A 17,648-nucleotide genomic window follows, 5' to 3' on the forward strand; every position below is an offset into this window, starting at 1 on the left:
GGAGTCGGCTTTGGCTGAAGAAAGTGATCTCGAAAAGACGGAACCCGCGTCACCGCGCAAGCTTGAGCAAGCGCGTGAGCAGGGGGATGTGCCGCGTTCGCGCGAGCTGGCGACTTGTACGCTGCTGCTCGGCGCGGGCGCTGCTTTCTGGATCCTCGGCGGTCGCATGGTCGGCGAGTTGAACAAGATGCTCGCGGCGGGCTTGTCCTTCGACCGCGAGATGGCCTTCGATATGGAACTGCTGCTGGCGCACGCCGCAGCCAGCATTATCGATTTACTGATTGCCTTCGCACCGGCAGCAATGATCCTGATCGTGGTGGCCCTGGTATCGCCGGCGCTGATAGGCGGCTGGCTGTTCAGTGGCAAGGCCTTGCAACCGAATTTCGGCCGCATGAACCCGATCAAGGGCTTAGGCAATATGGTATCGAGCCGGGCTGCAGTCGAATTGGGCAAGGCGATTGCCAAAACCATCCTGATCGGCTGGATCGCATGGATGGTAATGCGGCATGAATTCGATGCGGTAATGGCGCTCAGCGTTGAGCCGCTGAAAAGCGGCACTGAGCATTTGGGCCATCTGCTGGTATTCAGCTTTATTTTCATCGCTGCCGGTCTGGTCATCGTCGCCGCGATCGACGCGCCTTACCAAATGTGGCAACACGCGAAGAAACTCATGATGTCGCGCCAGGATGTACGCCAGGAGTCCAAGGAATCCGAAGGTAACCCTGAAATCAAAGCCAAGATCCGCCAACAGCAACGTGAGATGGCACGTCGCCGCATGATGGCTGAAGTACCGACGGCAGACGTGGTAGTGACCAACCCGACCCACTATGCGGTCGCACTCAAATACTCCGAAAACGGCATGCGCGCGCCACGCGTGGTCGCCAAAGGTGCGGATGAAGTCGCAGCCAAGATCCGCGAATTGGCGATGGAAAACAATATCGTGCTGCTGGAAGCGCCGCCTCTGGCACGTGCGCTGTTCCGCCACGCCGAGCTTGGCGATGAAATTCCTGAAGCGCTGTATATCGCGGTGGCTGAAGTACTGGCCTATGTATTCCAGTTGCGTGCGTATAGCAAACATGGCGGTGCGCGTCCGGTCAAACCGGGCGATCTCGATGTGCCGCCAGAGATGGACCCACTTAATCCCTCTGCAGAAAATGCAGATTCGAATGGCCTGCCACAATGAATAGCCTGAAATTACCCGCCTGGATGACCGGCCAAGGATCGCGTGCTGTCGCAGCACCGCTGATCATCATCATGATGTTGTCGATGATGGTGCTGCCGCTGCCGGCGATTGTTCTGGATATCTTCTTCAGCTTCAATATCGCGCTGTCCATCATTGTCTTGCTGACCGCCTTGTACACAGTCAAGCCACTGGATTTCATGGTATTTCCGACCGTGCTGCTGGTCAGCACGATGTTGCGCCTTTCGTTGAACGTCGCGTCGACCCGCGTGGTGCTGACCGAAGGGCATAACGGTCCGGATGCTGCCGGTAAGGTGATTGAAGCCTTTGGTCACTTCCTGATTGGCGGTAACTATACGGTGGGTATCGTGGTCTTCGTGATCCTGACCATCATTAACTTTACCGTGGTCACCAAAGGTGCCGGTCGTATCGCCGAGGTGGGCGCACGTTTCGCCCTGGATGCGATGCCGGGTAAACAAATGGCGATTGACGCCGACCTGAATGCCGGCCTGATCGGTGAGCAGGATGCACGCCTGCGTCGTACCCAGGTCGCTCAGGAAGCGGAATTCTACGGCGCGATGGACGGCGCCAGTAAATATGTACGCGGCGATGCGATCGCCGGCATTATCGTCACGGTCATCAACGTGGTCGGTGGTTTGGTGGTCGGTATGGTGCAGCACGATATGGGCTTCTCCGCTGCGCTGGAAAACTACACCTTGCTGGCTATCGGTGACGGCCTGGTGGCGCAGATTCCTTCGCTGATCATTTCGACTGCGGCCGGTATTGTGGTCTCGCGCGTCGCCAGCGAGCAAGACATCGGCGGCCAGTTGATCGGCCAATTGTTTGCGCGTCCACAAGTGTTGTACATCACGGCAGCCATCATCGGCGGCATGGGTTTGATCCCTGGCATGCCGCACGTATCCTTCCTGTTCCTCGCCAGCCTGATGGCGGGTGCGGCCTACCTGATCTCGCAGCGCAACCTGAAGGCGCCGGAAGTTGAGCCGGAAGTGACGGCACCGCCGCCGGCACCGGAAGTCGAAGAAGCGACCTGGCAAGACATCGTGCAAGTCGATACGCTGGGCCTGGAAGTCGGCTATCGCCTGATTCCATTGGTCGATAAATCGCAAAGCGGTGAGTTGTTGCGTCGTATTAAAGGCATACGCAAGAAATTCGCGCAGGAAGTCGGCTTCCTGTCGCCACCGGTGCATATCCGTGACAACCTGGAACTGAAGCCATCGGCTTATCGCATCACGCTCAAAGGCGTCGAAGTCGGTAGCGGTGAAGCACTGGCCGGTCAATTCCTCGCCATCAATCCCGGCATGGTCAGCGGTACCTTGCCCGGACCAACTACCAGTGACCCAGCCTTTGGCTTGCCAGCTACCTGGATCGATTCCAGCATGCGTGAACAGGCGCAGGGCATGGGTTACACCGTAGTGGACGCCGGCACTGTCGTGGCGACCCACCTGAACCATTTAATCACGACCCATGCAGCCGAATTGCTGGGTCGCCAGGAAGTGCAGCAATTGCTTGATCACCTGACCAAGGAATCGCCGAAGCTGGTGGAAGACCTGGTGCCCAAGCTGATCCCATTGTCGACCCTGCAAAAGGTCTTGCAAAACCTCCTGATCGAAGGCGTCCATATCCGCGATATGCACACCATCATCGAAACCATGACGGAACACGCGGCCTACATCCAGGACGTCAATGAGCTGACCGCCTTGGTACGCGTCGCTTTGGGACGCGCCATCGTGCAGCAGTTGTTCCCGTCGACCAATGAATTGTCAGTGATGACGCTGGATAACCGCCTTGAGCGCCTGCTGACGCAAGCGCTGCAGGGTAGCGGGCCGGATGGTGCCGGCATCGAACCAGGCCTGGCCGATACCATCGCAGCGCAGGCGGAAGCCGCCACGCGCCAACAGGAATCTTTAGGATTAACACCGGTACTGCTGGTGCCAGCGCAATTGCGCGCATTGCTGGCGCGCTTCCTGCGCCGTGCCTTGCCGCAGCTCAAAGTGCTGTCGCATGCGGAAGTCCCGGATTCAAAAACAATCAGAGTAACTAGCTTAGTTGGAGGTCAGGTATGAACGTCAGGAAATTTACGGCAAGCACGTCACGCGGCGCATGGAGTCTGGTGCGCGAAGCACTCGGGCCTGATGCGGTCATCCTCTCCAATCGCGCCATCGATGGCGGCGTGGAAATTCTGGCGCTGGCCGGTGAGGATATGGCTTCGCTGGCGGAACCGATGGTGGAACGTGCGGCCATTTCGGAAAGCACGCTGGCTTCGCTGGTGCCGCACCACAAGCCAAGCCAGCCGGCTCCGCTGGCATTGACTTCGAATGCGGCGCAGCCGTCCGACAAGGTCGAAATCAGCAGTGCCGAACTGAACAATATGATGAGTGAAATCCGTTCGATGCGCGGCATGCTGGAAATCCAGTTGTCCGAACTCGCATGGAACGATCCGCAAAAGCGTGAACCGGTCAAATCGACCGTATTGCGTGAAATGCTGGCCGCAGGTTTCAGCGCCAGCCTGGCGCGTTACCTGATTGCGCGTTTGCCTGCCGGTGCCAGCAATCAAAGCGGTATGGAATGGATCAAATCCATCCTGACGCGTAACCTTGCCACCATAGGCGATGAAAACGAAATCCTGGAAAAGGGCGGCGTCTACGCTTTGGTCGGACCAACCGGTGTAGGTAAAACGACAACGACAGCCAAACTGGCGGCCCGCTGCGTGATGCGCCATGGCCCCAGCAAACTGGCGCTGATCACCACCGACGGCTACCGTATCGGTGGCTACGAACAATTGCGCATTTACGGCAAAATCCTCGGCGTCATGGTGCATTCGGTCAAGGATGAAGCCGACCTGCGCATCGCGCTGGATGAGCTAAAAGGCAAGCATACTGTCCTGATTGATACCGTCGGCGTCAGCCAGCGTGACCAGATGGTGGCGGACCAGATCGCGATGCTGACCGGTGCCGGTGACCAGGTCAAGCGCCTGCTGTGCCTGAATGCGACCTCGACCGGTGAAACACTGAATGAAGTGGTGCGTTCCTACATGGGTGACGGCCTGGCCGGCTGCATATTGACCAAACTCGATGAAGCTGCAACCATTGGCAGTGCACTAGATGTAGTCATTAGACAGAAATTGAACTTATACTACGTCGCGAACGGACAACGCGTGCCGGAAGACCTGCACGTTGCCAACCAGCAGTACCTGGTTGACCGTGCATTTAAACTCAAGCGCGAAACAGCGCCGTTCCAATTGGGTGATGCGGAGATACCGGCCGTGATGGCAAATACGGTACGTGGAATGAACGATAAGAGTTTGCGTGAGGTGATTCTTGGCTAGTTTCGAATGTGATCAGGCAGAAGGTTTGCGGCGTATGCTCGCAGGACCGAAGCCGCGCATTTTTACCTTTTTATCGGCGACGTCAGTCACGGATAAAAGCGCGATGCTGGTCAATCTGAGCGCCTCACTGGCCTTAAGCGGTAGCGATGTCGTATTGCTCGACGCCTGCGCCTCCAACGATGGCATCAGCCAGCGCATGGGTGTGGACTTGCAGGCCACGCTGCTGGACGTCGCCCGTCAGGAACGTGCATTGAACCAGGTTGTGCATGCAATGCCGCAGGGCTTTGGCCTTGCTTCGCTGACGCGTGGTTCGCTGCATGCGGCTGATGGTGACCGGCATCAGCAACGTCGCCTGTCGAATGCCTTTGGCGTGCTGGCAGCGCAATCCGATGTGTTGATGGTCGACGCTGAACTGGATGCGGATGACAACTTCGCGATCCCGGCGATGGCCAATGGTGAAATCATTGTGCAGGTTGCACCGGGTGCAGCCTCGATCAAGAAAGCCTACGCACTGATTAAAAGATTAAACGCGCAATTGGGTCGCCGTCCTTTCGGCATCCTGGTGACAGGTGCCGACGAACAGGAAGCAGCAGTGGTTTATCAAAACATGGCGCAAGCCGCCAGTCGTTATCTGGCCTTGCAATTACATTCCGTCGGCTTCGTGCCGCGGGACGATCATCTGACACGTGCTGCACGGCTGGGCCGGGCAGTGATCGACGCTTTCCCGCTGGCGGGTGCTTCGGTTGCCTTCCGCGGCCTGGCTGAACGTTTTGCCTTGCCCGCCCACGGCGCCAAGTTTGGAGCCTGATTCACATATGTATACAGCGGCCGGAAAATCGGACAAAAATCATCTGGTAGGTGAGCATGCGCCGCTCGTCAAGAAGCTGGCGCACCAGATGAAAGCCAAGCTGCCGCCTAGCGTAGAAGTCGATGATTTGATTCAAGCCGGCATGATAGGTTTGCTGGATGCAGTGAGCCGCTACGAAGAAACGCATGGTGCGCAGTTTGAAACCTATGCAGTGCAACGCATACGTGGTGCGATGCTGGACGAATTGCGCAGCAGCGACTGGATGCCGCGCAGCATGCGTCAAAACATGCGCAAGATCGAGGTGGCAATGAACACCTTGCAGCAGCGCCTTGGACGTCCGCCGAATGAAAGCGAAGTGGCGAAACAGCTCAAGCTGTCGCTGGCCGACTATCAGGATTTGCTGAGTGATGGTGGTGGCCACCAACTGGTTTACTACGAAGATTTCCACGATAGCGAAGACAACGAACACTTTCTCGACCGCTATTGCACGGACGAGTCACCGGATCCGCTGCAGAACCTGATGAATACCGGCTTCCGCGCAGCCGTGATTGAAGCGATCCAGGCGTTGCCGGAGCGTGAAAAAATCCTCATGGGTTTGTACTATGAGCAGGAAATGAACTTGAAGGAAATTGGCGCCGTCATGGGAGTCACCGAATCACGCGTATCGCAATTGCATAGCCAGGCTATCGCCAGGATGCGTGCGAACTTAAGGGAGAAAGCGTGGACTGGGGTAGCTTAGTTGGTATAGCACTGGCGCTGGGCGGGATACTCCTCGGGCAATTGCTCGAAGGCGGAGCATTGGGTTCGCTGGTACAACCTGCTGCTTTCATCATCGTCGTCGTCGGTACCATAGGCGCGGTCCTGCTGCAAAGCGGCTGGCGCAACTTCGTGCAGGGCCTCAAAATGTCGGGCCAGGTCTTCATGCCGAAGGAAGATGATTATCCGGCCCTGATCAAGGACATTACCGCCTGGAGTGTTATTGCGCGGCGCGAAGGCTTGCTGAGCCTGGAACGGGTCATCAAGGATGTACGCGATCCATTCATCGCACACGGTTTGCGCCTGATCGTCGACGGTGTTGATCCGACCAAATTGCGTGACGTGCTGGACCTGGAAATAGGTGCATACGAAACGCGTCAACGCCTGGCCATCAAAATATGGGAAGCGGCGGGTGGCTATGCACCGACCATCGGTATCCTGGGTGCGGTATTGGGTTTGATCCACGTGATGGAAAACCTGTCCGACCCTAGTCGCCTCGGTAGCGGTATTGCAGTGGCATTTGTCGCAACAATTTACGGTGTCGGTTTTGCCAACCTGGTATTCCTGCCTATCTCCAGCAAACTCAAAGCGCTGGTCAGTCGTGACATCTTCAAACGTGAAATGCTGGCAGATGCATTTGCCGGTATTGCAGCTGGTGACAATCCGCGCTTGATCGAAGAGCGGATGAACGTCTACACGATGTAAGTTAGCTGGCCCACAGCGTCGGCAGAATGATCCACCATGGCACGTAGAAAAAAATACGAAGAAGAGCATGAAAACCATGAACGTTGGCTGGTGTCTTACGCCGACTTCATCACGCTCCTTTTCGCCTTCTTCGTCGTCATGTACGCGATTTCATCCGTCAACGAAGGCAAGTACCGCATCCTTTCCAGTTCGCTCGGCATCGCTTTCGGCGGTGTAGCGGCGAAGACTGAAGCCATCAAGGACCCGGTCAGCCAAAACGCCCCCATCCTGCCTTTGCCGATGCCTACACCGGCACAACGCGCAAATGAAGCCGTCGTCAAACGCGAGAAAGCCCGCATGACCAGCATCGCGCGCGACATCCTCAAGGCGATGGCGCCTTTGGTCAGCCAGGGCAAGGTACGCGTCACCCAGACCAATCGCGGCGTCAGTGTCGAAATCAATGCGAGTGTCTTGTTTGCTCCGGGTGAAGCCAAACTGAATGCACAATCGGAAGCCGCCTTGCGCGCAGTGGCACAGGTCTTGAAGGATGTCGACAATGACATCCAGGTCGAAGGCCATACCGATAACACACCTATCAATAACTCCATGTTCCCATCCAACTGGGAGCTCTCTGCAGTACGTGCCAGCAGCGTGGTGCGCCTGTTCCTGGCAAGCGGTGTAGCCGAAAAACGCCTGGTCGCCATGGGCCACGGTGCCAACCTGCCTGTCGATAGCAATGACACGACAGAAGGGCGTCTGCGCAATCGCCGCGTGCAACTGATGATCTTGTCCGGGGTGCCGGATGTGGTTACTGAGGTGCCGGTTACTGCCGAAGATTAAGGCGATCTTTTCTGATCGTTGTTCCTGTATTGCAACGTCGAACACGCTGCAAACCTGCCTTTGAGAGAATTCTTCCGCACCATATTCCCTTCAGTTTGTCGCTGAAATTCTCATTTCCATGCGCCAAGCATGTGCGCGCCTACTTTTCTTCTACGTCCTTCCCTGCTTGGTTTTGCGCTGTTTGCAAATCACCCAATCCAATAAATTCTCTTAATTGTTTTTAAAATTAGCTATTTGTCGATAAGAGCAGTCTTTTTATATTTGTCATTATTTAACAAAATTCCCCATAAACATGGGAAGCGCCTGGGCTACATTCTCTATATCGTCTTGTATTTCTTTTGGGCAATATTTTGAATGGGTTCGAGGTCGTAATCGCAATGCACAAGCAAGCCGCTGTAAATTCTCTCTTCCGCAAATCGCTTTTCTCTTCAATTTATTTGTTGATCGGCGGGCTCTTCTGTCTCTCACCGGTATCCGCGCAAAGTCTTGCCGCTGACGAGCTGCTCAGGCAGCAAGAGCGCGAACGGCAATTACGTTTGCAACAAGAGCAGACGCCGGATGTCCGTTTGCAGGTGCCTGCTGCGCAAGCCGTGACTCTTTTGCCGGACGATGAGTCGCCATGTTTTCGTATCAACCATGTTTCCCTTGTTGGCGACGCTGCTGATCGTTTTCAATTCGGCTTGCAAAGAGTAATTGATGATGAAGATTCCCCGATAGGCCGCTGTCTTGGCGTAAATGGTATCAACCTGGTAGTGAGTCGCATACAGAACGTGATTGTTGATAAGGGTTACGTAACGACACGCGTGCTGGTTTCACCGCAAGACCTGAATGCCGGTAATTTGACACTTACCGTTATTCCGGGGCGGGTCCGAAAAATACGATTTGCGCAGGACTCTGATCCGCGCGGCACCAAATGGAATGCAATTCCGATTCGCGCCGGTGATATTTTGAATTTGCGTGACATTGAACAAGGTTTGGAAAACTTCAAACGTGTTCCGACCACTTCTGCTGATATCAAAATAGAAGCTGCGGAAGGAGAGGGGGCGCAGCCGGGCCAAAGTGATTTAGTCATTTCTTATCAGCAGGGTATTCCTTTTCGTATCGCCGTTTCGCTTGATGATTCAGGATCCAAATCAACTGGTAAATATCAAGGTGGTGTGACGCTTTCATACGACAACTGGTGGGCGCTGAATGACCTGTTTTATATCAGTATTAACCATGATCTGGGTGGTGGTGAAAGTGGCGCAAGGGGAACACGTGGTGGCGTTGTGCATTATTCGGTGCCGTATGGATACTGGTTGCTGAGCACGACCGCCACGCGCAACAGGTACTTCCAGACTATCGCCGGCCTGAACCAGAGCTATGTTTATTCGGGTAACAGTTCAAGTAATGACCTCAAGCTATCGCGTGTGGTTTACCGGGACGCACAACGTAAAACGACCGTGGGTTTCCGCGGCTATCTCAAAGAATCAAGTAACTTCATTGAAGACACTGAAATAGAAACCCAGCGCAGGCGTACCGCCGGCTGGGAATTAAGTGTTGCACATCGTGAATTCATGGGGCCGAATACGCTCGATGTCAATCTTGCCTATCGTCATGGCACAGGTGCCTTTCAGGCGCTAAGCGCACCGGAAGATTTGTTCGGTGAAGGTGCTTCACGTCCCAAAGTCTGGAATGCCGACGTCTCTCTATCTGTTCCATTTCAGCTGGCAAAACAGAATCTCCGTTATCTGGGTGCATTACGTGCGCAATGGAATGACACGCCCCTGGTCCCGCAAGACCGTTTTGCAATTGGCGGTCGTTACTCGGTACGAGGTTTTGACGGAAACATGATGCTTTCCGCTGATCGCGGCTGGACCTTGCGCAATGACATAGGCCTGGTCCTGGGTGCGAGCGGACAGGAGCTATACCTGGGACTTGATTACGGTGAAGTGGGTGGTCAGTCCAGTCGCTACCTGATTGGCACTCGCCTCGCCGGTACCGCTTTGGGCCTGCGCGGAAATTTGCTGGGCGGCTCGTACGACATTTTCATCGGTCAACCAATCAAAAAACCGGATGGATTCAGGACTGCGAATACGACTGCGGGCTTTAATCTGAACTGGAGTATTTAGCAGGATTTTGTGATTCGTATCTACAACGTTTTCATATTGACTAAATCAGGCAAGAGGCAGACATGAACAAGCATCTATATCGTATCGTCTTCAACAAAGCTCGCGGCATCATGATGGCAGTCGCAGAAAATGTATCCGCACAAGGCAAAGGAGATACCGCGTCATCGATGCATGGTGTGATTAAACCGGTGATAGAACAGATTTGCTTGCAGCTGAAATCTATCTCCTTCGCTGCCAAACTGGTTGCAGGTGTCATGACATTCATCATGCCCGTTTCCTATGCGCAGATCGTGGCCGATCAGAATGCTCCCAGCAACCAACGTCCGACCATTGTGCAAACTGCCAATGGCTTGCCGCAAGTTAATATCCAGACACCTTCGGCTGCCGGTGTCTCGCGTAATACCTATAGTCAGTTTGATGTGCAAAGCAATGGTGCCATCCTCAACAATAGTAGAGGCAATGTACAAACGCAAACCGGTGGATGGGTACAAGGTAATCCGTGGTTATCAGGTGGTGCCGCGCGGGTGATCCTGAATGAGGTGAACTCCAGTAATCCTAGCCAACTACGCGGTTATGTAGAAGTTGCCGGACAAAAGGCGGAAGTTATTATCGCCAATCCCTCCGGCATCCAGGTTAATGGTGGTGGTTTCATCAATGCAGATCGTGTCACGCTGACGACTGGTACTGCGGTAGTGAATCAAGTCAATAACGGTTCACTCGATAGTTACAGGATTTCACAAGGTGTGATCAGTGTTGATGGCCTCGGTCTGGATACACGTGGCGCGACTTATACCGATATCCTCGCAAGATCAGTTCAGGTTAATGCCGGTATATGGGCGAATAAATTAAAAGTAGTGACCGGAGCAAATGAGGTCAGCACTAATAGTGCAACCGGGAATGTCACGCAAGGAGTTACGCCGATTGCTGCTACTGGAACGACTCCGCAATTCAGCCTCGACGTGGCAGCACTGGGTGGTATGTATGCCGGCCATATTTACCTGGTTGGTAGCGAAAGCGGTATGGGCGTGCGTAACCAGGGTGCGATCAATGCCAATGGCGGCAATCTGGTTCTCTTGTCGAATGGCTTTTTGACGAATGAAGGAGCAATCCAGGCGGCATCGTTGAATGGTACCGGGGGCAAGCTAAGTATTGAAACGACCGGTAACATCAGTAACCGCGGTGCCAATGCAGTCATCAGTGCACAAGAGCAAGCCGACATCGTGAGCGCTGCGGATATAGTCAATACCATCGATGCGCGGATAGATGCCGGTCACAACTTGACCGTTACCGCACATACGTTGAGTAACGCCGGCAAGCTGGGTGCGGGTGACGTCGTTAGTTTAAACGCAAATAAACTAGATAACGAAGCTAGTGGCGAGATTGCGGCAACGACAAACAAAATGCTCGTATCGGATGTGCTCACCAATCGTGGTTTGATTGATGGCAACACGACCTTGCTACAGGTCTCTACGCTCAACAATATTGGTACGGGCCGCATCTATGGTGATCAACTCAGTATTGCGGCTGAGATTCTCAATAATGATACGGAGACCATAGACAGTTTACGCTCCGATGCGGTGATTGCAGCACGTGAGCGTCTGGATCTGGGCGTGGGCACTTTAAATAACCGGGACGGTGCATTGTTGTTCAGTGCAGGTACTGCGGCAACCGCGATGAACATCGGCCGCAACCTTGATGCACAAGCGCATGCTACCGGTACGGCTGATGAGGTTACCAATAAGGCTGCTACGATTGAGTCGATGGGTGGCATGGCGATTTCCGCACGGCAGCTCAATAACCTCAATCCGGATTTTAGTACGCGAACCGACACCTTCAATGAATCCACTTACGTTCATTACGTTCGTTTAGGCGGGGTAAGGTATCTGGAAAGTGCCCTGGGTCGCTGCTTCAAGTGTGCGTCTGATCGCTACGATGATGGTGATCCGACTCTTCCACGTTACGAATATGTGGCGCCTAGCAGTGCTTATCCATTCGAGGCTGGTTATTCACGCGTTCCTTATCAGTTAAATACATATGAAATGGTTTTGGATTCTGAGAACGGCTATGTCAATGTGCAGGTTCCGTATCACTATCCAACTGATAGTCCCGTCTGGGCACTTTTTGGTGTTGCGGTCGGCGACCAGAGCACATTGAGAAGCTATCTTCAGAGTTATAACCAGAACCTGATCTCCCGGTCGTACAGGGACTATTACCATATCTGGGTAACGAACATTCAAACGGTGCAGACCGTTGTGGATAATCCAGGCACCCCGGGTCGTATAGTTTCAGCCAGCGGGATGAAACTGTCCGGCGGCGCGATCCTAAATGACAATAGCCAGATACTGGCCGGTCGCGATCTGGATATCTCCGGCAGCACGTTGACTAATAAAGAAACTATGGGGCAGCGTGTCGTCACCAACTACGGCACGTTCCGGGGTGATACCGTCAATTACAAAAAATATCGAATACACGAAGGCTTGTTCGGCACCGGAAGTGAAGTATTTGTAAGTGAGAGTGTCACAACCAAACTCGATACGTCAGTTGCCAAAGGCAATGTAAGCGCGTCCGGAACCGGTACACAAGTCGCCGGCCCCCGTACGCCACCCACCAGTAGCCTGGTGACTCTCAATCCGGATCCAAATGATAGCCACATCTACAAGGGCGATCCACGATTCAACAACCAGCAGCAATGGCTCTCCAGTGACTACATGTTGCAAGTATTGGCGACAGATCCAAACACTATACAAAAGCGCCTGGGCGACGGCTTCTATGAACAGATGCTCATACGCGAGCAAATTGCCGAGCTGACAGGGCGCAGATTTCTTGATGGTTATGCCAGTGACGAAGCCCAATATCAGGCCCTGATGCAGGCAGGCGCGGCTTATGCGAAGCAATGGGAATTGGTACCAGGCGTGAGCCTGAGCCCGGAACAAATGGCTAAGCTCACCAGCGATATCGTTTGGCTGGTAGCACAAGAAGTGTTGCTGCCAGACGGCACGATCACTACTGCGCTGGTACCGCAAGTCTACGTCATGCCAAGGCCGGGTGACCTGTCCACTGGTGGCTCCTTGCTGGCCGGGCAAAACGTCAACATCCAGCTCACTGGTGATCTTAAAAATTCCGGCACCATCGCCGGGCGTAATGTCATGCAGATCAACGCAGATAACGTGCAAAACCTTGGCGAGATTGCAGGTAAGACGGTTAGTGTCGCTGCGCAGCAAGATCTGATTAATCTCGGTGGACGTATAGTCGCGGAAGATAGCCTGACTGCAAGCGCAGGGCGGGATCTTGTTGTAGAAAGTACTACCAGTAGCGCTACCTCTTCTGCAGGGCGTTCCAGCAGCAGCCTGACGCAGATAGATCGTGTCGCGGGTTTGTATGTAACCGGAGATAAAGGTATTTTGGTTGCCAGTGCAGGAAACGACTTCAGCGTATTAGCTGGGGTGCTTTCCAGTAAAGGCGATATTCAGGTCACTGCCGGCCACGACGTCAAGCTCGACACGGTAGAAACAAGTTTTAAAAGTGATCTTACTGCAAACGACCGTAACTACATGCGTGCATCAGGTACTGAAGACGTTGGTAGCCAGATTGCTGCAGGTGGAAAAATTTCCGTGACAGCCGGTAATAATTTCAGTGCAACTGCTGCCTCGGTTAATGCAAAGGAAGATTTGAGCATTAAGGCTGCAGGTGATATCCAGATCGCTGAAGGCCGCGCCACCAGTCAAAGTGACGATGCACGCTATGCGAAGAGCAAAGGCTTCCTTTCCTCATCCAGTACCGAAAGTCGTGAGCAAAGCCTGAGCGACACAGCTATTGGCAGCAACTTCGGCGGCAAAAACGTCACGCTTTCTTCTGGTGGCGATACCCTAATTCGCGGTTCTACAGTGATCGGCGATAAAGACACGACTATCGTTGCCGGGAAGGATCTCAACATTGAGGCCGCGACTAATACGAGTCAGTCCAGCAGTTTCTATGAATCGAAAAAGAGTGGCTTGTTTAGCGGCGGTGGTTTGAGCATCACGCTGGGCAAGCAACAACTGAATATAGATAAAGACAGGCAGTCCACAACTGCTTCAGCCAGCACCGTGGGCAGTGTGGGTGGTGACGTTAAATTAGTAGCAGGGCAAACTTATAGTCAGGTTGGTAGTGATGTGTTGGCTCCAACGGGGGATATCAGTATCGCTGCAAAAAAAGTCGATATTGTTGCCGCTATAAACACTGCTACGAATATCACTGAGCAGCGCTACAAACAAAGTGGGCTTACGCTTGCCGTCAGCAGTCCAATCATCAGCGCTATTCAGACTGTGCAACAAATGACTGATGCTGCGAGTCGGACGCAGGATGGTCGTATGCAGGCGCTTGCCGGAGCGACGACTGCATTATCAGTAAGCAATACTTACGATGCCATACAGCGTGGTCAAGGAACGACAATAAATGGCAAGGAAAATCAAATTCCTACTACTGATGCTAAGGGAAATCCATCTAGTCGCGATGCCAATGCAGCAGATCAAGTCGGTGGGGTAAACATTAGTATCAGTATCGGTGCTTCAAGTAGCCAAAGTAAGACTACACAGACAAGTACGCAAGTCGCGGGATCGAACGTAACTGCTGGTGGGAACGTTACTATCGTTGCGAGCGGAGATGGTAAAAACTCTGATGTAACGATTCATGGGTCGAACGTTAGCGCGCGTGACAATGTTCTTATCGCGGCGGAAGATCAGATCAATATAGTCGCAGCTAAAAACACCGACGAGCAGCATAGTACCAATAAAAGTAGTAGCGGGAGCCTTGGTATTAGTTTTGGAACTAGTGGTTTTGGAGTGACTGCGTCGGCAAGTTCTGGTCGAGGAAATGCTGACGGCACTGATGTTGATTGGACTAACAGCCATGTTGGTGCGGGTAATCAACTTGCTCTTGTTTCAGGCGGTGATACTAATTTAATTGGCGCGATTGCTAGCGGTAAGCAGGTGGTAGCAAATGTAGGCGGGGATTTGAATATTGAAAGTCTGCAAGATACGAGTAAATACGACAGTAAGCAGAAAGACATTGCTGGCAGTATCACTATTGGTGCTGGTGGCGGGGGTAGTCTGAGTTTCAGCAAGAGCAGTATTAACAGCAATTACGCAAGTGTTTCTGAACAAAGTGGAATCAAAGCAGGGGATAACGGCTTTCAAATCGTAGTAAGCGGAAATACAGATTTGAAAGGCGCCATTATTGCCAGTACTGATAAGGCAATAGAAGCGAATAAAAATAGCTTGATAACTGGTAGTTTAACCAGCAGCGATATTCAAAATAAGGCTGACTATAAAGGAAGTAGCGTCGGACTTGGAGTCGGATATAGCGCGGGTGGGAAAGGTGTTGGAACGGATCAAAAAGGTAGTGCGATTACAGGCGCTTTACAAACTCCTGGAAGTACATTATCCAGCACAAATGGCGGACTTTCAGCTACAGCACCTATTGCCATGTCCGCAAGCGGTAGTTCTTCAAGTGTTACCCAGTCTGGGATTAGTGCAGGAACGGTCATCATTACAGATGAGGAAAAACAAAAAAATCTAACCGGTAAGGATGTTGTTTCGACTATTGCGAGTATCAATAGCAACGTGTCTACCGATAAGGATGGCAGCAATGCCTTAAAGCCGATTTTTAATGAAAGTGAGATTCGCGCAGGGTTTGAAATTGTTGGTGCATTTTCTAAAGAGGCCGGCACCTTCTTAACTAACCGTGCTTTGGAGGCGGAGGCCGCCAAGAAGGAAATTGCAGGAAAAATCCTTGCTTCTAACGATTCGAAAGAAATCGAAATTCTTAAGGCGCAAAGTGCTGAGGCTGATCGCTGGAGTGTAGGTGGGACATATAGAAATATCGCAACCGCGTTAGTTGCTGCATCGGCTGGAAATATTACAGGTTCTTCCGTACAAATGCTTCAGGCAGCGGCCACAAATTATCTGCAGTCCTTGGGAGCTCAACAGATCAAGGAATTTGCCGATGCTATTGGGGATGAAAACGTAAGGAGTGCATTGCATGCATTGTCGGCCTGTGCAGGAGCAGCAATGCAATCGCAAAGTTGCAGTGGTGCGGCAATGGGCGCAGGATTAGGTAGTCTGATCAATAGTTTATTAGATGAAGTAAGTAATGCTACTCAAGATCAAAAGATTGCACGTTCAAACTTATTGTCTACATTGATCACTGCAGTCGCTGTTGCATCAGACATCGATCCTGTTGCGGTAAGTAATGCAGTCAGAATTGAGACGGAAAATAATGCGATATATCGTAATCGTTCGCAGATTGCCAAGATAGTTGGCCCGGATATAAAAAAATTAGAAGATGCTTTTATAGACGGAAAGATAAACAAGTCTGATTTCCTTGCAGCACAAAGTGTTCTCAATGCTTCAGCCGCAAAAATTGATGCACTGATTACCATTTACAATTTTAGTGACAAGCTTCCCCTTGCAGAAAATATAGGAAATCTCAGTCCGCAACATAAAGTTATGTTTGGCGAGGCTGTTGCGGGACTTTTAACCCTGCCGGGAATGGGAACTTCAGCATATGAGTTGTTGAATGGGAAAACTGTTTCCGGTGAAGAGGCGAATTACTTCTTCGCTGCCCTCGGAGTTTTGCCTGCGGCAGGATTGGGTAAGAGTGCTGTAAAAGGGGCCGAATTAGTTCGGGCATTATCCAGTACAGACGGTCTTAGGAGAGCGCAACTCATAGCAGAAAATCAAGCGAAGGGTGCGAGTTTTGAGAAAGCGGTATTGGAAGTTATAAGTAAGGAAAAAAATACTCAGGCATTTACTGCTTATATGCCCGGGAAAATGGTTACAGTTATTCCAGATTCAGTTTTAGAAGGTAATAAAATATTAGAAATTAAAAATGTTGCTTACCTAAGCAATAGTAGCCAGTTCCGTGCGTACGCGGAGCTAATCACAAATGGAGGTGTAGGAAAAGATGGTGGAGAGATTATATTTAGTGCTATTGAATTAATTGTTAATCCAGGCACTAAAATATCTCAGCCTTTGAAGGATTTGATCGCAAAATCAGGCGGGACTGTTAAAGTTTATGATCCATTATTGAAGACAATTTCCCCTTATGGAGGTCTTTTTTGAGTTTGAAAAAAATTAAAAATACTGCCTGTCGATTGATGTATGGTGGGCAATACTCTTCACTAGAAACATTTCTAGCATTGGTAGAAAACTTGGTTAAAGAATTACCTGAGGTGACTCCTGATGTTTGGGACATTGTTGAGCCTATGCGACGTCCATTTTCTTTGGAAGGCGTGCAAACAACTTTAGCAACTTGGGATCCGATTCATTTTGATTTTGACTGGAAAAAAAAGAAAGGAAATAAAGCTTGGGGGAGTTTTTCTAAAATTGCTTGGCTCGTGAATTTTACTCGACATGCACAATCTAGTATTTATATGGATTTATCCCCCGAATTGGAATCAAAGGTAATCGAATTTTGCAAGATATCTGCATTGAAATTTGATGTGCATTTTGGCTATTTTGACGTGCTAGTCGATGATTATCGTAGAACGGCAATCAAGAATTTGTCATCTCCTTTTGGCTCGGAACTACACGTGACTTCACATGTGATTCAAAAATTTTTGCCAGATGTCCTATGGAGCCAAATTTATGGAAAGCCTTATGTAGAGCTGTTTGGTTTAGAAAAGTTACTATCTGCACCTGCGTTTAAAGTCGAACAGCTTGCTCCTAATATCGTATATATACAACTTACTCCTACACTCTTTGATGTATATGAAAGATATGAAGATGTCGATGGGGTTCGCCAGCTTGTGAAGCAACATCTAGACGATAATATTTTTTTCAAAGAGGATAATCCTGAAGGTCATGTATATAGGACTCCAAATTTCAATTTTCCTCCTCGCCCCGTAAAACGACAATGACAGTTTCTATATGGAAGTGCCTTGAT

At 51.6% G+C, this 17,648-nt stretch carries 10 protein-coding genes; all 10 read left to right on the plus strand.

Going from position 1 to position 17,648, the window contains the following annotated elements:
• The first annotated feature begins 10 nt into the window (after positions 1-10).
• The 10 genes from flhB (at position 11) to ACFQPC_RS03385 (ending at position 17,622) form a co-directional block, all read left to right on the plus strand.
• Positions 11-1,183 carry a flagellar biosynthesis protein FlhB gene (gene flhB / locus ACFQPC_RS03340; RefSeq protein ID WP_382270190.1) on the plus strand — a complete coding sequence of 391 codons (1,173 nt, stop codon included), beginning with the start codon at positions 11-13 and terminating at the stop codon, positions 1,181-1,183.
• Positions 1,180-3,264 carry a flagellar biosynthesis protein FlhA gene (gene flhA, locus ACFQPC_RS03345; protein ID WP_382270191.1) on the plus strand — a complete coding sequence of 695 codons (2,085 nt, stop codon included), beginning with the start codon at positions 1,180-1,182 and terminating at the stop codon, positions 3,262-3,264. Before flhB ends, flhA begins: the two co-directional genes overlap by 4 nt.
• A complete protein-coding gene (flhF, locus tag ACFQPC_RS03350; RefSeq protein WP_382270192.1) occupies positions 3,261-4,526 on the plus strand; it encodes a flagellar biosynthesis protein FlhF in 1,266 nt (421 codons plus the stop codon). The genes flhA and flhF overlap by 4 nt, the downstream gene beginning before the upstream one ends.
• A complete protein-coding gene (locus tag ACFQPC_RS03355; RefSeq protein ID WP_382270193.1) occupies positions 4,519-5,334 on the plus strand; it encodes a MinD/ParA family ATP-binding protein in 816 nt (271 codons plus the stop codon). The genes flhF and ACFQPC_RS03355 overlap by 8 nt, the downstream gene beginning before the upstream one ends.
• Before the next feature lie 7 nt (positions 5,335-5,341).
• Positions 5,342-6,073, plus strand: coding sequence for an RNA polymerase sigma factor FliA (locus ACFQPC_RS03360; RefSeq protein ID WP_012079936.1), 732 nt, complete (start codon positions 5,342-5,344; stop codon positions 6,071-6,073).
• Entirely contained in the window at positions 6,055-6,795 is a 741-nt protein-coding gene (locus ACFQPC_RS03365; RefSeq protein ID WP_382270194.1) for a flagellar motor protein, read from the plus strand. The genes ACFQPC_RS03360 and ACFQPC_RS03365 overlap by 19 nt, the downstream gene beginning before the upstream one ends.
• A gap of 36 nt (positions 6,796-6,831) precedes the next feature.
• Complete coding sequence (motD, locus tag ACFQPC_RS03370) at positions 6,832-7,614, plus strand: flagellar motor protein MotD (RefSeq protein ID WP_382270195.1); 783 nt, start codon at positions 6,832-6,834, stop codon at positions 7,612-7,614.
• 377 nt (positions 7,615-7,991) lie between these two features.
• Positions 7,992-9,725 carry a ShlB/FhaC/HecB family hemolysin secretion/activation protein gene (locus ACFQPC_RS03375; protein ID WP_382270196.1) on the plus strand — a complete coding sequence of 578 codons (1,734 nt, stop codon included), beginning with the start codon at positions 7,992-7,994 and terminating at the stop codon, positions 9,723-9,725.
• 62 nt (positions 9,726-9,787) lie between these two features.
• On the plus strand, positions 9,788-16,825 hold the full coding sequence (locus tag ACFQPC_RS03380; protein WP_382270197.1) for a hemagglutinin repeat-containing protein: 7,038 nt from the start codon (positions 9,788-9,790) through the stop codon (positions 16,823-16,825).
• Entirely contained in the window at positions 16,822-17,622 is an 801-nt protein-coding gene (locus ACFQPC_RS03385; protein ID WP_382270198.1) for a hypothetical protein, read from the plus strand. Before ACFQPC_RS03380 ends, ACFQPC_RS03385 begins: the two co-directional genes overlap by 4 nt.
• Positions 17,623-17,648: the final 26 nt, after the last annotated feature.

Source organism: Herminiimonas glaciei (assembly GCF_042664955.1).
In the GTDB taxonomy this organism is placed as follows: domain Bacteria; phylum Pseudomonadota; class Gammaproteobacteria; order Burkholderiales; family Burkholderiaceae_D; genus Oxalicibacterium; species Oxalicibacterium glaciei.